This is a genomic window from Paracoccus litorisediminis (assembly GCF_009711205.1).
Lineage (GTDB): Bacteria > Pseudomonadota > Alphaproteobacteria > Rhodobacterales > Rhodobacteraceae > Paracoccus > Paracoccus litorisediminis.
Window position 1 is genome coordinate 115,705 of record NZ_WMIG01000008.1, and the last position, 19,343, is coordinate 135,047.

A 19,343-nucleotide genomic window follows, 5' to 3' on the forward strand; every position below is an offset into this window, starting at 1 on the left:
CCCTGCATTGGCAAGGCTTCGAGGGGATACCAACATGACGGGGAGTTGCCCGGTTTGATCTGCGTCAAGAAATCGACCGGTTTTACGGACCAACGCCAATCTCTGGGAAAGCCTTGTTTTTTCTGGGGTCAGCGTAGAATAGATGTGGTGCATCGACTTGACCTGATGATATGCGTGTCTTGACAAATATCAATTTTAGTCAGTGCTGGCGTGACACCATCAGACAGCATTTATTTAAAATGTCCAGATTCGGTGAATCACAATGCGCGACCAAGACTTGAACGATATCCAGCGCCTGCCGCTATTCAGTGGAATGGCCACCGAACATTTCAGTCAGATGTTGCGGGCGGCCTATGCGCAGGATTTTCCGGCCCAGTTGCAGCTGTTTCGGCAGGACGATCGCGCCGATTTTCTGCATGTCCTGATGGAAGGCACCGTCGCGCTTTTCGCGCAGTCCGGGGGGCGCGAGGCGACGATGGCGATCATTCGGCCGGTCAGCAGCTTCATTCTGGCCGCCTGCATGCTGGATCAGCCGTTGCTGATGTCGGCGCGCACGATGTCTCGCAGCCGAATCGTCCTGATTCCGGCGACAGATGTGCGCAAGGCCTTCCGCGCCGATCCGGAATTCGCGGTGGCCGCGAACCGCCAGCTCGCCATGGGTTTTCGCGATATGGTCGGACAGGCCAAAAGCCTCAAGCTGCGCAAATCGAATGAACGGTTGGTGGACTACCTGCTGACCGAACTTGAGGTGCAGGGGACGGCGGGTCGCGTTCTGATCAGCGCCGAGAAGCGCGTCCTTGCGTCCTTTCTGGGCATGACCCCCGAAAGCCTGTCGCGCGCCTTCAAGTCGCTGGAAGCGGCGGGGGTCCGGGTCTCCGGCTCTCAGGTTGCCATTCCAGATCCACAGCGGCTGCGTGCGCTGCTGGATGACGCCTAGCCTCTTGGCGGCCACATCCCGGGCCAGACCGAATCCTTGCGGATCAGCGCATGATGCAGGGTCGCCGCGACATGCAAGGTCAGCAGGGCGATCAGACACATTGCGCCCGCGTAATGCAGCCCCTGCGCCATCTTGGCCAGCGTTTCGGACTTGCCGATCCATGGGCCAAAGCCCAGCCAGTCCAGCAGCTCGATCGGGAAGCCTCCGGCGCGGACACGGGTAAAGCCGCTAAGCGGCATCAGGATCAGCAGGGTATAAAGCAGCACATGCGAAAGGCGCGCGATCCGCTTTTGCCAGTCGGGCATGCTGTCGGGCAAGGGTGGCGGCGGATGGGTCAGCCGGTAAGCCAGCCGGGCAAGGATGAACGGGAACAGCAGCACACCCAGATTCTTGTGAAAGATGAACAGCGTGTCCTGAAGCGGGCGGCTTAGCCCTTCGCGCGTCATGGTCAACCCGGCCGGGATCATCAGCAGCACCGCAAGCGCGATGCCCCAGTGAAACATCCGGGCGGGAACTCGGTAACCCTGTGGCCGGTCGGGCATGATGTCACCCTCCTGCCGGTCAGATTATGCCTGTTCAGGACTTCTGCCTAGCATCTGTCGCAGCGGGGCTTGACGTAGGGCCGGGGCGGCATAGCCTAAAGCCGATGCGCGACACCGAGTCCGCCCCTTTGCCCCCATCCCATGCCCGCTTCGGCGAGGGCATCCCGTTGCGATTTGCCTTGGCGGTCCTGTCGGGCTTGGTCCTGATCCATGCGTTAAGGCTTGGCCTGCTTGCGGGACCAGAGCGGGCATGGCTTGCGGTCTCGGGGCTGTTCCTGCTGACCAGTCTGGCGGTGGCGAGGCTGATGCGACGGGCCTATCCCCATGCCCGGCTGGGCGGCTGCAATGTGGTCACGCTGATGCGGGTCGCGATGACCTGCGCGCTGGTGGCGCCGCTGCTGATCGGCAAGGCCGGCGGAGCCTATGTCGCCCTGATTGCCGGGGTGGCGCTGGCGCTTGACGGGGTCGATGGTTGGCTGGCGCGGCGCAGCGGGCTGGTCTCAAACTTTGGCGCGCGCTTCGATATCGAGACCGACGCCGCCTTGGCGCTGGTCCTGTCGCTGCACGTCCTTGTCGCTGAGACAGTAGGGCCGATGGTCCTGCTGCTGGGGCTGATGCGTTATGCATTCGTCGTCGCCGGTCTGTTCTGGGGTTGGCTGACTGCCCCGCTGCCGCCCAGCCTGCGACGCAAGGCGGTCTGTGTCCTGCAGATCGCGGCGCTGATCCTGCTGCAATTGCCGTTCCTGCCCGGCACGATGCCCCAGTTGCTGGCATGGGGCGCGGTGCTGGCGCTGTTCTGGTCCTTTGCGACCGACATCCTGTGGCTGTCGAGGGCGCGAAAATGACCCGCTGGTATGGCCTGCCACTGGCCGCCCTGCTGATCCTGCTGGTGCTGATCCTGCCAGCGGACCTCAGCCAAACGCGACTTTTCCTGCTGGCCGCACCGCTTGAGCTTGCGTTGGTGTTGGCGTTGCTTTGCCTTGGCGGAAGGGTGGCAAGATGGGTGCTGGCGGCGGTCCTGTCGCTGCTGGGAATGCTGAAGCTGGCCGATCTGGCGATGATTTCGGCGCTAGGCAGGCCGTTCAACCCTTTGGCCGATCTGACGCTGATCGATGCGGCGTTCCGCCTGCTTTCGGGCAGTTTCGGAACTGGCACGGCCTTCGGTGCGGGGCTGGCAGCGGTGCTTCTGGCCGTGGGGATTGTAGTGGCGATGGTCTGGGCGACAGGGGTCTGGGCAAGGGGGCCGTGGCAGCACCGACCTGCCGCCGTCGCGGTCGTGCTGCTGGCGGTTCTGCCTGCGGCCTTTGCGGACGATACCACGGGCGGTAGCGGGCGCTATCTGATGGCGCGGTTTGAACTGGTCTGGCGCACCGGGGTCGAGTTGCGGGATTTGCGCGCGGCAGCGACCCGTGACCCGTTTCTGGGCCAAGCCGGGATGCTGGCGGCCATCGATCGCGACGTGCTGGTGATTTTTGTCGAAAGCTATGGCCGCAGCAGTTTCGTCAGCCCCTATTACGCCGAACGCCATCTGGCCACCTTGCGTCGTGCGCAGGTGGATCTGGCCGCCAAGGGTCTGGCGATGCGATCGGGCTTCCTGAACTCTCCGACACAGGGCGGGCAAAGCTGGCTTGCCCATGCCAGTGTCGCGAATGGGCTGCGGATCGGCGATCAGGCAGCCTATCAGGCCGTTCTGGCCAGCGGGCGTCAAAGCCTATTCCACCATGCGCGGCGCATGGGCTTTGCAACGGCGGCGGTCATGCCCGGCATCACCCGCCCCTGGCCCGAGGCCACGCATATGGGCTTTGACCGGGTGCTGGGGGCGGCGGATCTGGGTTATCACGGTCAGCCATTCGATTGGGTCACCATGCCCGACCAGTTCACCCTTGCTGCCATGGACCGGCTTTTGCTGGCGCGGTCGCCCCGGCCCCGGATGATGGTGCAGGTCGCGCTGCTGTCGTCCCATGCGCCATGGACCCCGCTGGCCCGGATGCTGCCATGGGACCAGATCGGCGACGGCACCGAGTTCGACGTTATGGCCCGATCCGGAGAGCGCCCCGAGGTCATCTGGCGCGACCCGGAACGCGTCCGCGCCAGCTACCGCGAGGCTCTGGATTATTCGCTGCAGGCCGTGACCTCCTATGCGGCCCGCCATTCCGGGGATGCGCCGCTGATCCTGATTCTGGGCGACCATCAGGCCGCACCCGGCATCGCCCTGGACGGCGGAACCGATGTGCCGCTGCATGTCATCGGTCCACCAGAACTGATCGAGCGCACGGCGGCCTGGGGGTTGCAGCCGGGCCTGATCCCGTCCTCCGATCTCAAAGCCCTGCCGATGGAGGGTTTGCGTGACCTGATCCTTGGCGGTTTCGATGCCGGGGCGGTGCCTTGCCGTGCCGCGGACCCGACTTCTCAGGAAAGATGTTGATTTCATGGCCTCGGTTGCCCGAGGCTGCGCGCAGGAGGATCGGTGATGACAGCAGGCATGACGCGACGCGGCTTAGTGGCGGGGGGCATGGCGGGTCTGGCGATGGGTGGGTTGGGCCTGCCGCGCCGTGCTGTGGCCAATACGCCAGTCGGTTTCCAACTGTCATGGCTGCATTCGGTGCAATTCGCCGGCAGCTATATTGCACTGGACAAGGGTTGGTGGCGCGAGGCGGGGCTGGACGTCACCCTGATGCAGGGCGGGCCGAATGCGCCGGTCGAACCGCCGGTGGTGGCGGGAACGGCGCTGGTCGGGATCTCGGCTGCCGATTACACCGCCAGCGCCGTGGCTCAGGGGGCGAAGTTCAAGATCATTGGCGTCGCGATGCAGAAGAACCCCTTCGTCATCGCCTCGCTGCCCGATAACCCGGTCAAGACGCCCGCCGATCTGCCCGGCAAGCGCATCGGCATGGCCATTGCCAATACGCCGGTGCTGCGGGCGCTGTGCAGCCTGAACAATGTCGATTTCGACGCGATCACCATCGTGCCGACGCAATATTCCGCCCAACCCCTGATCGCGCATGAGGTCGATTGCCTGCTGTGCTGGGAAACCGACCTGCCGGTGGCGATGGCGGTGAACGGGATCGAATCCGTGACCATGCTGATGGCAGATCACGGCTATTCGGTGCATTCCCAGACCTATATCGCGACCGAGGACAGTCTTGCCTCGCGTCGCAAGGAACTGGTTGGACTGATGTCGGGCGAGGTTCGCGGCTGGCAGGACTATCGCGCCGATACTGCCGCCGCGACCGATCTGACCCTGCGCATGTTCCCCGATGCAGGGCTGGACCGAAAGACCCAGCTTTTGCAGGCCGAACGGCAGGTGCCCTTGATGTTCTCGACCCTGACCGATGCGCATGGCTTCGGCTGGTGGGATGAGGAAAGCGTCTCTGCCAATATCGAAACGCTGGCGCTGTTGGGCTACAAGGTCACGCCCGACCTGTGGGACCGCTCGATCCTAGACGAGATCCATGCCGGATAGCATCGGGTCCGAGGCGATCATCTGCACCGGCCTTGCCAAGACCCATCCCGGCGGGATCGAGGCGGTCGCCCCGATTGACCTGCGACTGATGGCCGGGCAGACGACGGCGCTGATCGGCCCCTCGGGATGCGGAAAATCGACGCTGCTGCGGCTGATCGCGGGGTTGGATCAGCCGGATGCGGGGCAGGTCATCATCCTTGGAATGACGCCTGAAAAGGCACGGCGGCGGGCTGCAATCTCGGTCGCATTTCAGGACCCGTCGCTGCTGCCTTGGCTGACGGTGCGTGGCAATTTGGGATTGGCCCGCCGGTTGGCGCGGCAACGCCCCGACCCGGTCCGGACCCTGCGGTTGATCGAGCTGGTCGGGCTGGCAGGCTTTGCGGACACCCGTCCGGCTGCGCTGTCGGGCGGCATGCGCCAACGTGCCGCCATCGCGCGGGCCTTGGTGACCCAGCCACAGGTGCTGCTGCTGGACGAGCCGTTCGGCGCGGTGGACGAACTGACACGCAGGCAGCTTGCCCGCGACCTGCCGCCCTTGTGGCAGGAGGCGGGGACGACAACCCTGCTGGTCACCCATTCCATCGCCGAGGCGGTGACGCTGTCTGACCGCATTATCGTCCTGTCCTCGCGCCCGGCCCGGATTGTTGCGGATATCGACGTGCCCTTGCCCCGGCCCCGGCCCGCCGATCTGGCCGAGGATGCGGGTTTCCGCGCCATTGCCGCCAAGGCCCTTGCGGCGCTCAGCGCGCTGACATGAGGCAGGGTGCGCGGGTGGCCGGGGGGATGCTGGGCGTCGCCATCCTGCTGATCGGCTGGCAGATGCTGGCGCAGGCGCTGTATCAAGGGCGGCTGATCGCTGGCCCGGTCGGGATTGTCGAATGGCTGGGTCGCGATCCGGGGCTTGCCTTGCGGGCACTGGCGCGGACCTTGGGCAATGCGGCTGCGGGTTTTGCGCTAGGCAATCTGGCCGCAATCCTGCTGGCCGGGATCGCCTTTCTTTGGCCGCGTCTGCAGGATCTGGTTACGGGCCTTGCGCTGGTGGCCTTCTGTCTGCCGCTGATCGCCACAGGCCCGATCCTGCGCGTGCTGATGGGTCCGGGTGAGGGGCCGCAGATCGTCCTTGCCGCGTTGGCGGTCCAATATACCACGCTGATCCCGCTGCTGACCGGGCTGCGCGCCGTCCCGGCGGCGTGGTTGGACCTGATCCACAGCTATGGCCGTGGCCGCTGGGTCGAGTTGGCCCATATCCGGGCACGCGCCGCGCTGCCCTATCTGTTCGCGGGGCTGCAGATCGGGGCTCCGGCAGCGGTTCTGGGCGCGATGGTGGGTGAGTTCACCGGGGCCGAGCGTGGTCTGGGCGTACTGACCATCCGCTACATGCGCGATCTGGACGTGCCGGCGCTGTGGGGTGTGGCGCTTCTTGCGGCTGGCGCCTCGCTGGCGGCCTATTGGGCCATCGGAGGGCTGGCGCGGCTGGTTCTGGATACGCGTCCGCCGGTCCTGCTGGCCCCGCCAATGCGGCAGCTCAGGACGGGCAGGGTGGTCGGAGGCCTGACGCTGGCCCTTGCGGTATTGCTGCTCTGGTGGGGTGGTCTCTGGCTGACGGGGTTGAACCCGTTCCTTGCCAAGGGGCCGTGGGATGTGCTGGCCGCTCTGGTCTGGGCACCCGACGCCACGCAGATGCGTGCGGCGCTGTTCGGGGCACTGCGCGAAAGCGCCGGGCTGGCCGTGCCCGGCTATCTGGCCGGTCTTGCGGCAGGGGCGGGGCTGGCGATCCTGCTGACATTGCTGCCGGGGGCGGGGCCGCTGGTCATGCCTGTTGCGGTGGCTTTGCGCGCCATCCCGATCGTGACCACCGGGCCGCTGATCGTGCTGTTTCTGGGGCGAGGGGCGCTTGGGACGATCACTTTGGTTGCGGTGATGGTGTTTTTCCCGACGCTGGTCGCCTGCCTGCACGGGTTGCGTCAGGCGCCGGGCCATATCCTTGACCTGTTGCGGGTCCATGCAGCCGGGCCGCTGTCGCAGATGATCCATGTCCGCATCCCCGCGATGCTGCCCGCGCTGTTTGCCGCCGCAAGGATTAGCGTACCCACAGCGATCCTTGCCGTGACGGTGGTCGAGTGGCTGGCCACCGGGCGCGGTCTGGGCAGCCTGATGGCGTTGGCGGCCTCGACCTCGGACTTCAGGATGCTGTGGTCGGCAGTCGCGCTGATCACCCTGCTTGCGGTCCTTTGCCATGCGGTAGTGGCGGGGCTGGAACGGCGGGTGCTGGCCCGCTACGCACCCGAGCAGTTGCGCCAATGACCCCGCGCCCCGCCGCCTTCGCCATTCCCGGCGACATCGCCACGCTGACCGGCGGCTATATCTATGAGCGGCGTCTGCTGGAGGGTCTGCGAGGCCTTGGCCATAACATGCAGCACCTGATCCTGCCCGCCAGCTTTCCCGACCCCACGTCTGATGAAATGGGACAGGCGGTCGCGGCGCTTGAGGCCGTCGATCCTGCCCGGCCGCTGATCCTTGACGGGCTGGTCTTTGGCGCGATCCGGACCGAGGGGCTGGCCCGCGTTCGCGCCCCGATCATCGCGATGATCCATCACCCTCTGGCGCTGGAAAGCGGCCTGTCCGCGCCCCGACGTGCGTATCTGTTTCAGACCGAGTGGGACAATCTGCGCCTTGCCCGTCATGTGCTTGTTCCCAGCCCGCATACGAAGGCCATCCTGACCGGACGCTATGACGTGCCCGACGACCGGATCACCATCGCGACTCCGGGTGTTGATCCGCCCGGTCCTGCCCGCGAAAGGGCTGCACCGCCGCTGATCCTCTCGGTCGGTATCCTGCATCCGCGCAAGGGCCATGACATCCTGATTGATGCCCTTGCCCAGCTTGCGGATCTGGACTGGCAGGCGGTGATCGTCGGCAATCCTTGGGACGCGACGCATGCGGCGGCGCTGGCCGGGCAGATTGACCGATCACCGGTCGGGGCGCGGGTCCGGCTGGCCGGACGCGTCCCGACCTGCGAACTCGAACGGCTTTATGCGCAGGCCAGCATCTTTGCACTGGCCACCCGCTATGAGGGTTATGGCATCGTCTTCGGCGAGGCGCTGGTGCGGGGGCTGCCCATTGTCAGCTGCCGGGTCGGCGCCGTTCCCGACACCGTGCCACCGGGCGCGGGACTGCTGGTCCCACCCGAGGATGCCGGGGCCTTCGCCGACGGTTTGCGCAAGCTGCTGATCGATCCCACGATGCGCGAAGGCATGGCCTTGGCCGCGCTGGCCGCTGGCCGCCACCTGCCCGATTGGACCGGCACAGCGCTGATTGCCAGTCGTGTCATCGACGGGTTGCAAGGTTAAGCGGGTTTGGCCTCGGCCGCAGCAGGGGGCGGGGTTTGCGGCTGCAGCAGCACCGGGCGCAGCAACGCCGCCGCCAGACAGCCTGTCGCGGCAAAGATCACCGCGGCCAGATAAACCCAATCGAAGGCCCCGCGATAAGCGGCAGCCACCGATTCCTGCGCGGCGGCGGGTAGGGCGGCCATCCGGTCGGGCGTCATCTGGGCAATCGGCCCGGCCCCTTCGATCACCGCATGCATTAGCCGGTCGGTCAGAATCGCGCCATAGACCGAGATCGCCAGTGCCGCACCGCCCATGCGTGCCAGCGTCACCGCTCCGGTCGCCGCGCCGATATCGCGTGCAGGGGCGGCGATCTGCGCGCCAATCACCGGGCTTTGCTGGCCAAGGCCGATGGCGACGCCCATCGCCAACAGCAGCCCGCCGACCGCCCAGAAGGGCGCATGCAGCGGAAGCAGCGCCAGCCCCGAGAGGCACAGCACCGCCAGCGACTGGCCCATGACCAGCCATGGCTTGTAACGCCCCGTGCGAGAGATCAGCCGCCCTGCCGTTAGCGACCCCATGGTGATGCCGCCGGTGATCGCGATGAAGAACAGCCCGGCATGGGCTGGTGACAGCCCCGTGGTCATCTGCAGGAACAGCGCGTGGTAATTGACCATGCCGATACCGATGCCGCCGCTGACGACCGCCACGATCAGCAGCAGTGAAAAGTTGCGGTCCTTGAACAGGGTCAGGGGGATGATCGGCTCGGGCGCGCGGCGCTCGATCAGGGTCCACAGGGCCAACGCGGCGACTGCGATCACCGGCAAGGCCAGCGCCGGAGCAGACCAAGCCGAGCCGAACAGCGACTGGCTGTCCGCCCACAGCACCACACATGCCACCGCGATGGCCAGCGTAATCGCGCCCAGATAATCCACCTTGGGTTGCCGCTCGGGGCGGCGATAGGGCAGCAGAAGCATCAGGGCGACCAGTGCCACCAGCCCGATCGGCAGGTTAATCAGAAAGATCGAGCGCCAGCCCAGATATTGGCTCATCGTGCCGCCCAGCGTCGGTCCGATCGACCCCGAGGCCATCAGCACAAGGCTGGAAAAGCTTTGGTAGCGGGCGCGTTCGCGCGGCTCGAACAGATCGGCATTGATCGAGAATATCGTGACCATGATCCCACCCGCCCCTAGACCCTGAAAGGCCCGCGCCGCGATCAGGCTGTCCATCGACCATGCCAACCCACACAGGACCGAGCCCAGCGTGAACAGCGCCACCGCAAAGATCATCACGTATTTGCGCCCGAACAGGTCGCCCAGCTTGCCATAGACCGGCATGATCGCGCTTTGCGCCAGCAGATAGGCCGAGCCGATCCAGCCGAAACGCTCTATCGCGCCGAATTCACCGATGATGGTGGGCAGGGCGGTCGAGACGACCTGATTGTCCAGCGTCGCCATGAACATGGCCAGCATCAGGAAACAGAAGATCACCTTGCGGCGACGATGGGTCAGGCCGGACGGGCCGGCGAAAGGCGGCAATTCTTGGGACATCGGTGGGGGAACCCGTTATCAGCAGGGTGATTGCAGGACGGCATCTTTCGCCATATATGTGCTAATGGCATATATATGTCAATCGCACACATAAGGGGAATTACAGCAATGGCCGGTTCAGACAGGCAAGCCGGGATCGATCGGATCTCGTCGGCGATGGGGCGCTTTCGGGTGCTGATCGGGCGACGGGTGATCAGCCGGATGGCGCTGTCGAATGTCGCCCCAGCGCTGGATCTGTCGGACCTTGACGTGTTGGTTCTGGTTCCTGCGGCTGAGGCGGGCGAGGGCGTATCGGTTGGCGACATCGCCCGGCAATTGCGTATCGATCCCTCGCGCGCCAGCCGTCTGGTGGCGGGGCTGGTCGAACAGGGCTTCCTGATCCGGGCCGTCGCGCAAAGCGATGCCCGCCGCGCCGTCCTGCTGCGCAGCGCTACGGGCGACCGCATCTTTGCCGAGATCCGCCGCGTCAAGAACGAGTTGATCCGGGAAATCGTCGGCGACTGGCCTGAGGACAAACTGAGCGCTTTCGCCGAAAGTTTCGACAGTTTTACCACCGCGCTGGACGCCCGGCTGGGCGCCAACCCCGACACCGGGCCGACGGGTTAGGGGTTACTCATCATCTCCGTGGTGAATGCCCATCCCCATTCCCATGCCGCCGCCCATGCCACCCATCCCGCCGCCACCGCTGCTGCCGCCGCTCTCTTTCTGGCCGGATGCGCGGCTTGTGCTGCCGCCGGGCCGCGCCGGTCCCTGACGCGGGATCTGCACATCAGCGGGAACCGGGGCCAGACCCAGCGCCTCGCGGATGAAGTCACGCAATGAGACAACCAGTTCCGCGGTGTGGATCGGGCGTCCCTCGGCCATGTCGGCTGCGGCGCGGCTGGCCAGACGCACCTGATCCTCGGTCCCCAGCAGGATAATGTCCGACAGCGCTGCCTCGACCGCGTCGCGGATGCGCCGCATCCGGTCCGAGCCGGTGGCCGGCAGGTCGATGCCTTCGTCGGTCTGGCGCTGGCGCAGCTCGCGCAGATGGGACGGATCAACCTCAAGCTGTCCGGTGAACGACCCGCCAAGCGCCTTGTAGGCGGCGATCAGCGCCCGCAGTCTTTCGTTGATCTGGCGGTTCATCCGTTGCTGGCGCTGCTGGATGGTCAGCAGCATCAGCATCCGGATGCCGACACCGACAAGCGTGAAAACCGCAAGTCCCAGCAGGGTCGAAAACACCCCCTGCCATGAGCTGAAGTCGAAATAGCGCATCGCTCCTCCGATCCGAGCCGCCAGACTGTGCGGTCGCGCCCACGCCGTCAATGATGCAGCGCGCTAGCCCAGTTCCATCGAGGCAATGGCATGAAGCTGCGCAGAAGTTGCGGGGGCAGGGCCGCGATACATCCGCGCAGTGGCGAAGCCTGGCGACAGGCCTGCAGCCAGCAGCCGCGCGCGGAAATCACCCGCGCTTTCGGGCAGGTCGATGGCCACCACCGGGGCCGGGCATTGCACCAACGCCGCACGGGCAAGCCGCAGCGCGGTGTCAGCATCCGGCGCGATGATGGGGCCGATCTTGACCCCCTCACGGCACTGCCGGATCGTGGCAAAGCCAACGGGATGTTCGGCATCCTCGGCGATCACGGTCAGGCGACTGTCCGAGACGGCCAGCCATGCCGACAGGAAACCCGGTCGGGCATAGCCGTTCGCTGCTGTATCCAATGCGTAGATCGCGGGAACATCCTCGGCCCGGAGCGGCCGGATGCTGTCATCGGGCGCGGCTGCCAGCGCTCCGAGATACCGCGTCGTGCTGCCCGCCAGCGTGAAACCCGAACGCGCGTAATTCGCCTGTTGCGCCGCCACTCCGTCCAATCCGACGGTTCTGTCCCCTGCATGTTCCATCGCGTGCCGCCACAGGCCAAAGCCGATCCCCTGTCCGCGAAACTCGGGTCGGCACAGATACAGGCCCAGAAACGCGAAGCGAGGATCGTGATTGACCACCGAAATCGCGGCAACCGGGGTCTGGTCGATGCAGGCCATAAAGAAGCCCTTCGGATCGGCGGCAAGAAAAGCGGCGTCGTCGTCGCGGCCCGGATTCCAGCCCTCGGCTGCCGCCCAGTCCAGCACAAGGGCCAGATCGTCGCGGGTCATGTTGCGGTAGGTTGCGTTCATCCCCGCAGCGCCTCGCGCAGCGAGGTGGGGACGGCATTGCGTCCGCGCAGGTCAAGTGAGGTCATCAGCGTCACCAGATGCTCCTTCATCAGGTCCTCGGCCCGCGCGCCGTCCCGCGCGGCAAGGGCGCGCAGCAGGGCATGATGGGCATGGCTTTCGCAAAGCGCCGCGCGCCGCTGCCAGTATAACGCAATCACCAAGGATGAACGGGCAACCAGCTGTGTGATGAACTCGGCCACGGTTGCCTGATCCGCAATGCGCGCGATCTCGACGTGGAATTGGCCCGACAGATACAGCGCCCGCCCGGTCAGGCCCTTGTCCAAAGCCTCATGCTCATCGGCGATGTGGCGTTCGAGAATGGTAATATCGGCCTGAGTGATCCTCTCGGCGGCAGAGCGCGCGGTGCGAGGCTCCAACAGGGCGCGGGCCTCAAAGACCTCGCGCGCCTCGCGCAGACTGGGTTGGGCGACAAAGGCCCCGTGATTGCGCTTGAGTTCCACCAGTCGACTGTGACTCAACCGTTGCAATGCCGCCCGCACGACGGTGCGTGACACGCCGAAAATCTCACCGACCTCGTCCTCGGACAGTTTCGATCCCGGCGCCAGTCGGTGTTCATGGATCGCATGGGCCAGCGAGGCCGCAATCTCATCTGCGCTGTTTTCCATGCGGGGCCGGGTCATCGCGGTTCTCCTTCTCCCATTTAAGTGTTTCGGGTGGGTCTGACAGGCAAGGCCGGGCACTGGAACACATGATTGTATACAACTTTGGATGAAATTCCGGGCGGTATCCCAGGTGTGGCGATCAAAAGCCGCGCAGAGTCACAAATTCCGGCTAAAATCGCCGGAAAAAACCTCGCTCCTGCAAAAATCGTCGCAGCCTTGGACGCATCAGCCGGACTTGAAGGAATGCGAATGCGCACCCCCAACGATCTTGAGCTTGCCAAGCTGACCAAGCGCTATGGCGACACTGTGGCGGTCGACGGCATCAGTCATATCTTTGCCCCCGCCAGCTATGTCTGCTTGCTTGGCCCCTCGGGCTGCGGAAAGTCCACGACGCTGCGGATGATTGCTGGGCATGAAAGCGTCTCGGACGGCAATATCGTGCTGGAGGGCAAGGAAATCTCGCATCTCGCGCCAGCGCAGCGCGGCACGGCGATGATGTTCCAAAGCTATGCGCTGTTCCCGCATCTGTCGGTGCGCGACAATGTCGCCTTCAGCCTGAAGATGAAGGGCGTGGACAAGTCCACGCGCTACGCCAAGGCCAATGCCCTGCTGGAACTGGTGGCGATGACGCATCTGGCCGACCGGATGCCCGCGCAGCTTTCGGGCGGCCAGCAGCAGCGCGTCGCCTTGGCCCGCGCGCTCATCACCGAGCCACGCGTGCTGCTGCTGGATGAGCCGCTTTCGGCGCTGGACCCCTTCCTGCGCATTCGGATGCGGGCGGAACTCAAGCGCCTGCAACGCGAACTGGAGATCACCTTCATCCATGTCACCCATGGTCAGGACGAGGCGCTGGCCTTGGCCGATGAGGTGGTGGTGATGAACAACGCCGTCATCGAACAGGCAGGCTCCCCGCGCGATGTCTGGGGCAAACCGCGCACAGAATTCGTCGCCCGTTTCATGGGCGGACATAATGTCGTGACCGTCGATGGCGGGCGCTATGCAATCCGTTCTGACGTGATCCGCATCGGCGCGGACGGCCTGCCCGCGACCACAACCGGGGTCGAATATCAGGGCGACCGCGTCGCCGTGACCACCCGCACCGCCACTGACGAGGAAATCGTGGCCCTGCTGCCCGAGGAGACCTTCTTCGGTCAGCCGATCAATCCCGGCGATGCCGTCCGGCTGGGTTGGGATGTCCGCTGGCAGCACCCGCTGGAAGCCTGAATGAACCACCAACAAAAAACCGACAGAGAGGAAATGCCATGTCCCGAATGAGATTTTCCCGCCGTTCTCTGCTGAAGACCGGGGGCGCGGCGCTGGCCGCCTCGGCCCTGCCCGCGCCGATGATCTGGGCGCAGGAAATCAAGGACGTCACCCTGCGCCAGTTCGGCACGGGTGTGTCCAACCTGAACGAGGTCGCCCAGAAGGTGAAAGAGGATCTGGGCTTCACGCTGGAAATGACGGCGCTTGACAGCGACAGCGTCACCCAGCGCGCCGCGACCCAGCCCGACAGCTTCGACATTGCCGATATCGAATACTGGATCTGCAAGAAGGTCTGGCCGACCGGCAACCTTCAGGCGATGGATACCAGCAAGATCAAGAATTACGACAAGATCGTCGGCATCTTCAAGGATGGCAAACTGACCCCGGAAAGCGTCATCGCCCAAGGCACCGCGCCCCATTCCGTGGGCTTCGTCGAAGGCCCGGACAGCAAGACCTTTGCCAAGGAACAGACGCAGTGGATGACGCTGATCCCCACGATCTACAACGCCGACACGCTGGGTATTCGGCCTGACCTGATCGGGCGCCCGATCTCGACCTGGGCCGAGCTGCTGAACCCGGAATTCAAGGGCAAGGCCTCGCTTCTGGATATTTCCTCGATCGGGATCATGGACATGGCCATGGTCTGCGAGTCCATGGGCGAGATCAAATATGGCGACAAGGGGAACATGACCAAGGAAGAGATCGACAAGACCATCGCGATCTTTACCGAGGCCAAGAAGAACGGCCAGTTCCGCGCCTTCTGGAAGTCGTTTGATGAAAGCGTGAACCTGATGGCCTCGGGCGAGGTGGTGATCCAGTCGATGTGGTCGCCCGCCATCACCGCCGTCAAAACCCGCGGCATCCCCTGCGTCTATCAGCCGCTGAAGGAAGGCTACCGCAGCTGGGGCGGCGGCATCGGCCTGTCGAAGTCGCTGAACGGCATCGCGCTGGATGCGGCTTATGAATATATCAACTGGTATCTGTCGGGCTGGGTCGGCGGTTTCCTGATGCGGCAGGGCTATTATTCCGCCGTGCCGGAAACCTCGAAAGAATTCATGACCCCGAATGAATGGGGCTATTGGTTCGAAGGCAAGCCCGCCGCCGAGGACATCGCCAACCCCTTCGGCGATCTTCTGGCCAAGGCCGGAGAAAGCCGCGATGGCGGGTCCTTCTATGATCGCATGGGCGCGGTCGCCTGCTGGAACTCGGTCATGGATGAGAACCAGTACATGGTCCGCAAATGGAACGAGTTCATCGCCGCCTGACGGCCTGACCGGAAGGCGGGCGCGGCCTGCCTTCCCCGCAACTTCGGGACGATGCTGATGAAGAAATCCGACACGCTCAAGGGCTGGGCGCTGGCCTCGCCATTGTTGCTGGTGCTGCTGGCCTTCCTGCTCCTGCCGATCGCGATGATCGTCGTGGTCAGCTTCTGGCAGGCAACCGAATTCGCCATCGTCCCGGCCTTTTCCTTCGAGAATTACCAGTTCCTGTTCAGCTCGCCCGTGACCTACAAGGTGTTCTGGGCGACGCTGCGCTATGCCCTGATCACTTGGGCGCTGACGCTGCTGATCGGCTTTACCGTCGCTTATTATCTGGCGTTCCACATCCGCTCGAACGCGGCGCAGACGGCGCTGTTTCTGGTCTGCACCATCCCGTTCCTGACCTCGAACATCATCCGCATGATCTCGTGGATTCCGTTTCTGGGGCGGAACGGCATCGCCAATCAGACGCTGATCGGGATGGGGGTGATCGAGCAGCCGCTGGAATGGCTGCTTTATTCGGATTTCTCGGTGATCCTTGCCTTCGTGCATCTTTACACGTTGTTCATGATCGTGCCGATCTTCAACACGATGATGCGGATCGACCGCGCGCTGATCGAGGCGGCGCGCGACAATGGTGCCTCAGGCTGGCAGATCCTGACCAATGTGATCATCCCGCTGTCCAAGCCCGGCATCATGATTGGCACGATTTTCGTGCTGACGCTGGTGATGGGCGATTTCATCACCGTGCGGTTCATGTCGGGCTCGCAATCGGCGAATGTCGGGCGGCTGATTTCGAACGACATCGCGCTGCTGCAATACCCCTCGGCCTCGGCCACTTCGGTCGTGCTGCTGGTGACGGTGCTTCTGATCATCGGCGCGCTGATGCGCTTCGTGAACATCCGCAAGGAGCTTTGACATGGAACCGCGCCCGCGCAGCTTCTATGCGCTGACCGCCTTTTTCATCCTGTTCGTGGTCTTTCTTTACGGGCCGACGATCACCATCGGCATCCTGAGCTTTCAGGGACCGCAGGGCGGGCTGACCTTTCCGATGAACGGGGTCTCAACCTACTGGTTCCACAACCTGTTCCAACAGCAGGCCGTGGGCGATATCTGGGGCGCGTTCCGGCGATCATTCGCGCTGGGACTGATGGTCATGATCGCGACGGTGGTGATCTCGGTCATGGCGGGGCTGGCGTTTCGCAAACGCTTCACGGGTTCGGGGGCGCTGTTCTATCTGACCATCGCATCTCTGGTGATCCCCTCAATCCTTGTGTCGCTGGGGGTGGGGCTGATCTTCAACCAGATCGGGGCCAAGGTGCATTGGGCGACATCCGGTTTCGGCGCGCAGCTGACATGGACGCTGCCCTTTGGCTTGCTCATCATGTTCGCGGTCTTCAACCGCTTCGACAAACGCTTTGAGGAGGCCGCCCGTGATCAGGGCGCGACACCGTGGCAGACGATCCGCCATGTCGTGTTGCCGATCATCGCGCCCTCGGTTGTGGGGGTGGCGCTGTTCGGCTTCTCGCTATCTTACGACGAATTCGCGCGCACCCTGCTGACGGCGGGCAGCCATAACACCCTGCCGCTGGAGATCTTTGGCATGACGACCAATGTCACCAAGCCGGTGATCTTTGCGCTGGGAACGCTGACCACGGTGTTTTCCTTTGCCATTATTCTGGCTTTCCTTGCCACGCTCTGGGTTCTTGGCAAACGCCGCGCAAGACGGGCCGGCTGATGAAGCTGCTATATCTGAACCCAAATTCATCGGTGCATATGACCGACGGCATCGTCGCAGTGGCACGTCAGGCCCTGCCCGAGGCGGAAATCCTCGGCTGGACAAACCATGGCGCCCCGCCCGCTATTCAGGGCCCCGAGGATGGTGCGGCGGCCATCCCCGGTCTGCTTGCGCAGCTTCCCGCGGCGAGGGAGGCTGGGGCGGATGCCATCGTTATCGCCTGTTTCGACGATGTCGGTCTGGACCAGATGCGCGTGGCCTCGCATTGCCCGGTTCTGGGCATCGGACAGTCTGCCTTTGCCACCGCGACGCTTCTGGGGCTGCGCTATTCGGTGATCACTACGCTGGCCGTCTCGGTCCCGGTGATCGAGGGGAATATCCGCGCCTCCGGTTATGACACGCTGTGCCGGGGCGTGCGGCCATCGGGACTGCCGGTCCTGACCGTTGAGGCCGGTGGCGAGGAAGTTTGCCAAAGGCTCGCCGATGAGATGCGACAGGCACGCGACCATGACCAAGCGCAGGCCGCCATTCTGGGCTGCGCTGGGATGGCGGGACTAAAGGCCGAGCTTGCGCGCCGCACGACATTGCAGGTGATCGACGGGGTCGAAGCCTCGGCCCGGCTGGCGGCGGCATTGGCCCAGATGGCGGTCTAACCGGACAAGGCGTGCGCCAGATTGACGATGATCGGCCCGGTCAGCGGCAGCAGCACATTGGCCACGGCATAGGTGACGGTATAGCCGATGACCGGCGTCGCGTTACCTGCCAGATTGACCAGCGCGCTGATCGCGGGCGTGCTGCAATGCTGTCCGGCGATGGCCCCCAGCAGGATCGGCAGCGGCACCCGCATCAGCTTCAGACCGACGAACAGCGACACGAAGGCGGGCGCGGTCGATAGCAGGATGCCCAGCACCGGAAAGACCAGACCATATTCCTTGATCAGCTTGATCGCGTCGGGTCCGGCACCCAAACCGATGGCCGCGATAAAGACGGTCAGGCCGAAATCCTTGGCGAAATGCGCGGCAGCCTCGGGGAAGGCGCCGTGGCGCGGAAAGCGCATGTTGAGCCAGCCGAACAGCAGCCCCGAGAGCAGCGCGCCGCCGCCCAGACCCAGCGTCAGGTCCAGCGCGCCCATCCGGAAGCTGAGATGGCCGATCAGCAAACCCACAAGGATGCCAAGGCCAAGGAAAGTGAAGTCGGTGACCTCGTCGGGGGGAAGCGGCTCGCCCAGACCCTTGACCGCGCGCTTGACCGATTCCTCGGGACCGAACAGGGTCAGGACGTCGCCTTCCTGCAGGATGGTCTTGGGCAGGGCCGGGATATCATGCCCCATGCGGCGGATCTGGGTGACAAAGATCCCGCGCTGATCCTCGGGGCGGGCAAGGCGGCGCAATTCGCGCGACTCGCGGCCAAAGACCTCGCGCCGGGACAGGATGACCTCGGCGGTGGTGACGGGAAAGCCGGTGGCCTCGGCGTATTGAACTTCGCGGCCCAGAATCTTGCCGGCGGCAATCAGGGTGCTGCGCCGTCCGCGCAGCAGCACGATGTCGTCGGGCTGGATCACGAAATCCAGATCCACCGGCAGCAGCTTGCCGTCACGCTTGACGCCCTGGATCACCACGGTCCAGTGGCGTTTTTCCTCGAATTCGCGGGCCGTCTGACCGGCAAGGTCGCCCGCCTCAAAGGCGCGCTCGACGATGACGGGCAGGGAGGTGTCGACCCCTTCCTCGCCGCCGCCCAGCTTGTCCAGCAGGGCAGCAGCCTCGGCCCGCACGTTGCGGCGCAACATGGCTGGGGCGATCTGGGTCACGAAAACCACGATCGAGATCAGCCCGAACAGGTAGGTCAGGCTGTAGGCGGTGGCGATATTGGCCAGCATTTCCTCGGATTGGACGGGGTCCAGATCCAGCTTGGAAATCGCCTCGGAGGCGGTGCCCAGCACCGCCGATTCCGTGGCCGAACCTGCGAAAAGCCCCGCTGCCGTGCCTGCATCCAGCTGGAAGAAGGCCACCGCCGCCAAGGTCAGTGACAGGGCAACCGTCACCTCGATCAGCGGAAACACGGCATAGCGCGCCCCGCCCCGGATATTGGCAAAGAATTGCGGCCCGGCCGTGAAGCCAAGCGCATAGATGAACAGCGCGAAGGCCGTGTCCTTCAGCTCAACCGGCAGGCGGACGCCGAACTGGCCAAGGGCAAGTGCCACGAACAATGTGCCGCAGACGCCGCCGATGGCGACCGGACCGATCCGCAAGCGGCCGATCAGATGTCCGAGTCCTAGGCAGATGAAAAGCGCGGCGACTGGATCGGTTAGGTATGAAAATAGCGACATGATCACCGTCAGTTGCGATGGTTCAGCCTTCTGAGGCGAAGGGAACCACGGCTTGGGCGGTCAGCGCAAGGGCTTCCTTGGGGAAGCCTGACTTTGGCGGTGGGCGTGTTTGCCGTGCCGCGG

At 64.5% G+C, this 19,343-nt stretch carries 19 protein-coding genes; 13 read left to right on the top strand and 6 right to left on the bottom strand.

Annotated features, from left to right (window positions below):
• The first annotated feature begins 262 nt into the window (after window positions 1-262).
• Complete coding sequence (locus GL300_RS15005) at window positions 263-937, top strand: helix-turn-helix domain-containing protein (RefSeq protein WP_155040467.1); 675 nt, start codon at window positions 263-265, stop codon at window positions 935-937.
• Here the strand turns inward: GL300_RS15005 and GL300_RS15010 are convergent.
• The gene (locus GL300_RS15010; protein ID WP_155040468.1) at window positions 934-1,479 is read right to left on the bottom strand and encodes a cytochrome b; all 546 of its coding nucleotides are present in this window, start codon (window positions 1,477-1,479) and stop codon (window positions 934-936) included. The two genes, GL300_RS15005 and GL300_RS15010, sit on opposite strands and share 4 nt — an antisense overlap.
• A gap of 104 nt (window positions 1,480-1,583) precedes the next feature.
• Here GL300_RS15010 and GL300_RS15015 point away from each other — a divergent pair, with 104 nt between their 5' ends.
• From GL300_RS15015 to GL300_RS15040, 6 genes are read left to right on the top strand one after another with little or no spacing between them, the layout of a single operon-like run.
• Window positions 1,584-2,324 (top strand): CDP-alcohol phosphatidyltransferase family protein, encoded by a 741-nt coding sequence (locus tag GL300_RS15015; protein ID WP_246195198.1) that lies wholly within the window; start codon window positions 1,584-1,586, stop codon window positions 2,322-2,324.
• Complete coding sequence (locus GL300_RS15020; protein ID WP_155040469.1) at window positions 2,321-3,904, top strand: alkaline phosphatase family protein; 1,584 nt, start codon at window positions 2,321-2,323, stop codon at window positions 3,902-3,904. The genes GL300_RS15015 and GL300_RS15020 overlap by 4 nt, the downstream gene beginning before the upstream one ends.
• Window positions 3,905-3,949: 45 nt before the next feature.
• Entirely contained in the window at window positions 3,950-4,942 is a 993-nt protein-coding gene (locus GL300_RS15025; protein ID WP_246195199.1) for an ABC transporter substrate-binding protein, read from the top strand.
• Window positions 4,932-5,699, top strand: coding sequence for an ABC transporter ATP-binding protein (locus GL300_RS15030; protein ID WP_155040470.1), 768 nt, complete (start codon window positions 4,932-4,934; stop codon window positions 5,697-5,699). The genes GL300_RS15025 and GL300_RS15030 overlap by 11 nt, the downstream gene beginning before the upstream one ends.
• Entirely contained in the window at window positions 5,696-7,246 is a 1,551-nt protein-coding gene (locus GL300_RS15035; protein WP_155040471.1) for an ABC transporter permease, read from the top strand. Before GL300_RS15030 ends, GL300_RS15035 begins: the two co-directional genes overlap by 4 nt.
• Window positions 7,243-8,292, top strand: coding sequence for a glycosyltransferase family 4 protein (locus tag GL300_RS15040; protein WP_155040472.1), 1,050 nt, complete (start codon window positions 7,243-7,245; stop codon window positions 8,290-8,292). Before GL300_RS15035 ends, GL300_RS15040 begins: the two co-directional genes overlap by 4 nt.
• Here the strand turns inward: GL300_RS15040 and GL300_RS15045 are convergent.
• Window positions 8,289-9,818, bottom strand: coding sequence for an MDR family MFS transporter (locus GL300_RS15045; protein WP_155040473.1), 1,530 nt, complete (start codon window positions 9,816-9,818; stop codon window positions 8,289-8,291). The two genes, GL300_RS15040 and GL300_RS15045, sit on opposite strands and share 4 nt — an antisense overlap.
• A 108-nt stretch (window positions 9,819-9,926) precedes the next feature.
• Between GL300_RS15045 and GL300_RS15050 the strand changes: the two genes are divergently transcribed.
• Window positions 9,927-10,424, top strand: a complete 498-nt coding sequence (locus GL300_RS15050) for a MarR family winged helix-turn-helix transcriptional regulator (RefSeq protein WP_170297682.1) — start codon at window positions 9,927-9,929, stop codon at window positions 10,422-10,424.
• 3 nt (window positions 10,425-10,427) lie between these two features.
• Here GL300_RS15050 and GL300_RS15055 read toward each other — a convergent pair whose 3' ends face one another.
• The 3 genes from GL300_RS15055 to GL300_RS15065 form a co-directional block, all read right to left on the bottom strand.
• Entirely contained in the window at window positions 10,428-11,075 is a 648-nt protein-coding gene (locus tag GL300_RS15055; RefSeq protein ID WP_155040475.1) for a hypothetical protein, read from the bottom strand.
• 63 nt (window positions 11,076-11,138) lie between these two features.
• On the bottom strand, window positions 11,139-11,972 hold the full coding sequence (locus GL300_RS15060) for a GNAT family N-acetyltransferase (RefSeq protein ID WP_155040476.1): 834 nt from the start codon (window positions 11,970-11,972) through the stop codon (window positions 11,139-11,141).
• Window positions 11,969-12,652 carry a GntR family transcriptional regulator gene (locus GL300_RS15065; RefSeq protein WP_155040477.1) on the bottom strand — a complete coding sequence of 228 codons (684 nt, stop codon included), beginning with the start codon at window positions 12,650-12,652 and terminating at the stop codon, window positions 11,969-11,971. The genes GL300_RS15060 and GL300_RS15065 overlap by 4 nt, the downstream gene beginning before the upstream one ends.
• 231 nt (window positions 12,653-12,883) lie before the next feature.
• Here GL300_RS15065 and GL300_RS15070 point away from each other — a divergent pair, with 231 nt between their 5' ends.
• From GL300_RS15070 to GL300_RS15090, 5 genes are read left to right on the top strand one after another with little or no spacing between them, the layout of a single operon-like run.
• Window positions 12,884-13,858, top strand: a complete 975-nt coding sequence (locus GL300_RS15070; RefSeq protein ID WP_155040478.1) for an ABC transporter ATP-binding protein — start codon at window positions 12,884-12,886, stop codon at window positions 13,856-13,858.
• 38 nt (window positions 13,859-13,896) lie between these two features.
• On the top strand, window positions 13,897-15,162 hold the full coding sequence (locus GL300_RS15075) for an ABC transporter substrate-binding protein (RefSeq protein WP_155040479.1): 1,266 nt from the start codon (window positions 13,897-13,899) through the stop codon (window positions 15,160-15,162).
• 57 nt (window positions 15,163-15,219) lie between these two features.
• Window positions 15,220-16,074 carry an ABC transporter permease gene (locus GL300_RS15080; protein ID WP_155040480.1) on the top strand — a complete coding sequence of 285 codons (855 nt, stop codon included), beginning with the start codon at window positions 15,220-15,222 and terminating at the stop codon, window positions 16,072-16,074.
• 1 nt (window position 16,075) lies between these two features.
• A complete protein-coding gene (locus GL300_RS15085; RefSeq protein WP_155040481.1) occupies window positions 16,076-16,894 on the top strand; it encodes an ABC transporter permease in 819 nt (272 codons plus the stop codon).
• Window positions 16,894-17,547 (top strand): aspartate/glutamate racemase family protein, encoded by a 654-nt coding sequence (locus GL300_RS15090; RefSeq protein ID WP_155040482.1) that lies wholly within the window; start codon window positions 16,894-16,896, stop codon window positions 17,545-17,547. Before GL300_RS15085 ends, GL300_RS15090 begins: the two co-directional genes overlap by 1 nt.
• Here GL300_RS15090 and aspT read toward each other — a convergent pair.
• The gene (gene aspT, locus GL300_RS15095; protein WP_155040483.1) at window positions 17,544-19,220 is read right to left on the bottom strand and encodes an aspartate-alanine antiporter; all 1,677 of its coding nucleotides are present in this window, start codon (window positions 19,218-19,220) and stop codon (window positions 17,544-17,546) included. The two genes, GL300_RS15090 and aspT, sit on opposite strands and share 4 nt — an antisense overlap.
• Between the last annotated feature and the right edge of the window lie 123 nt (window positions 19,221-19,343).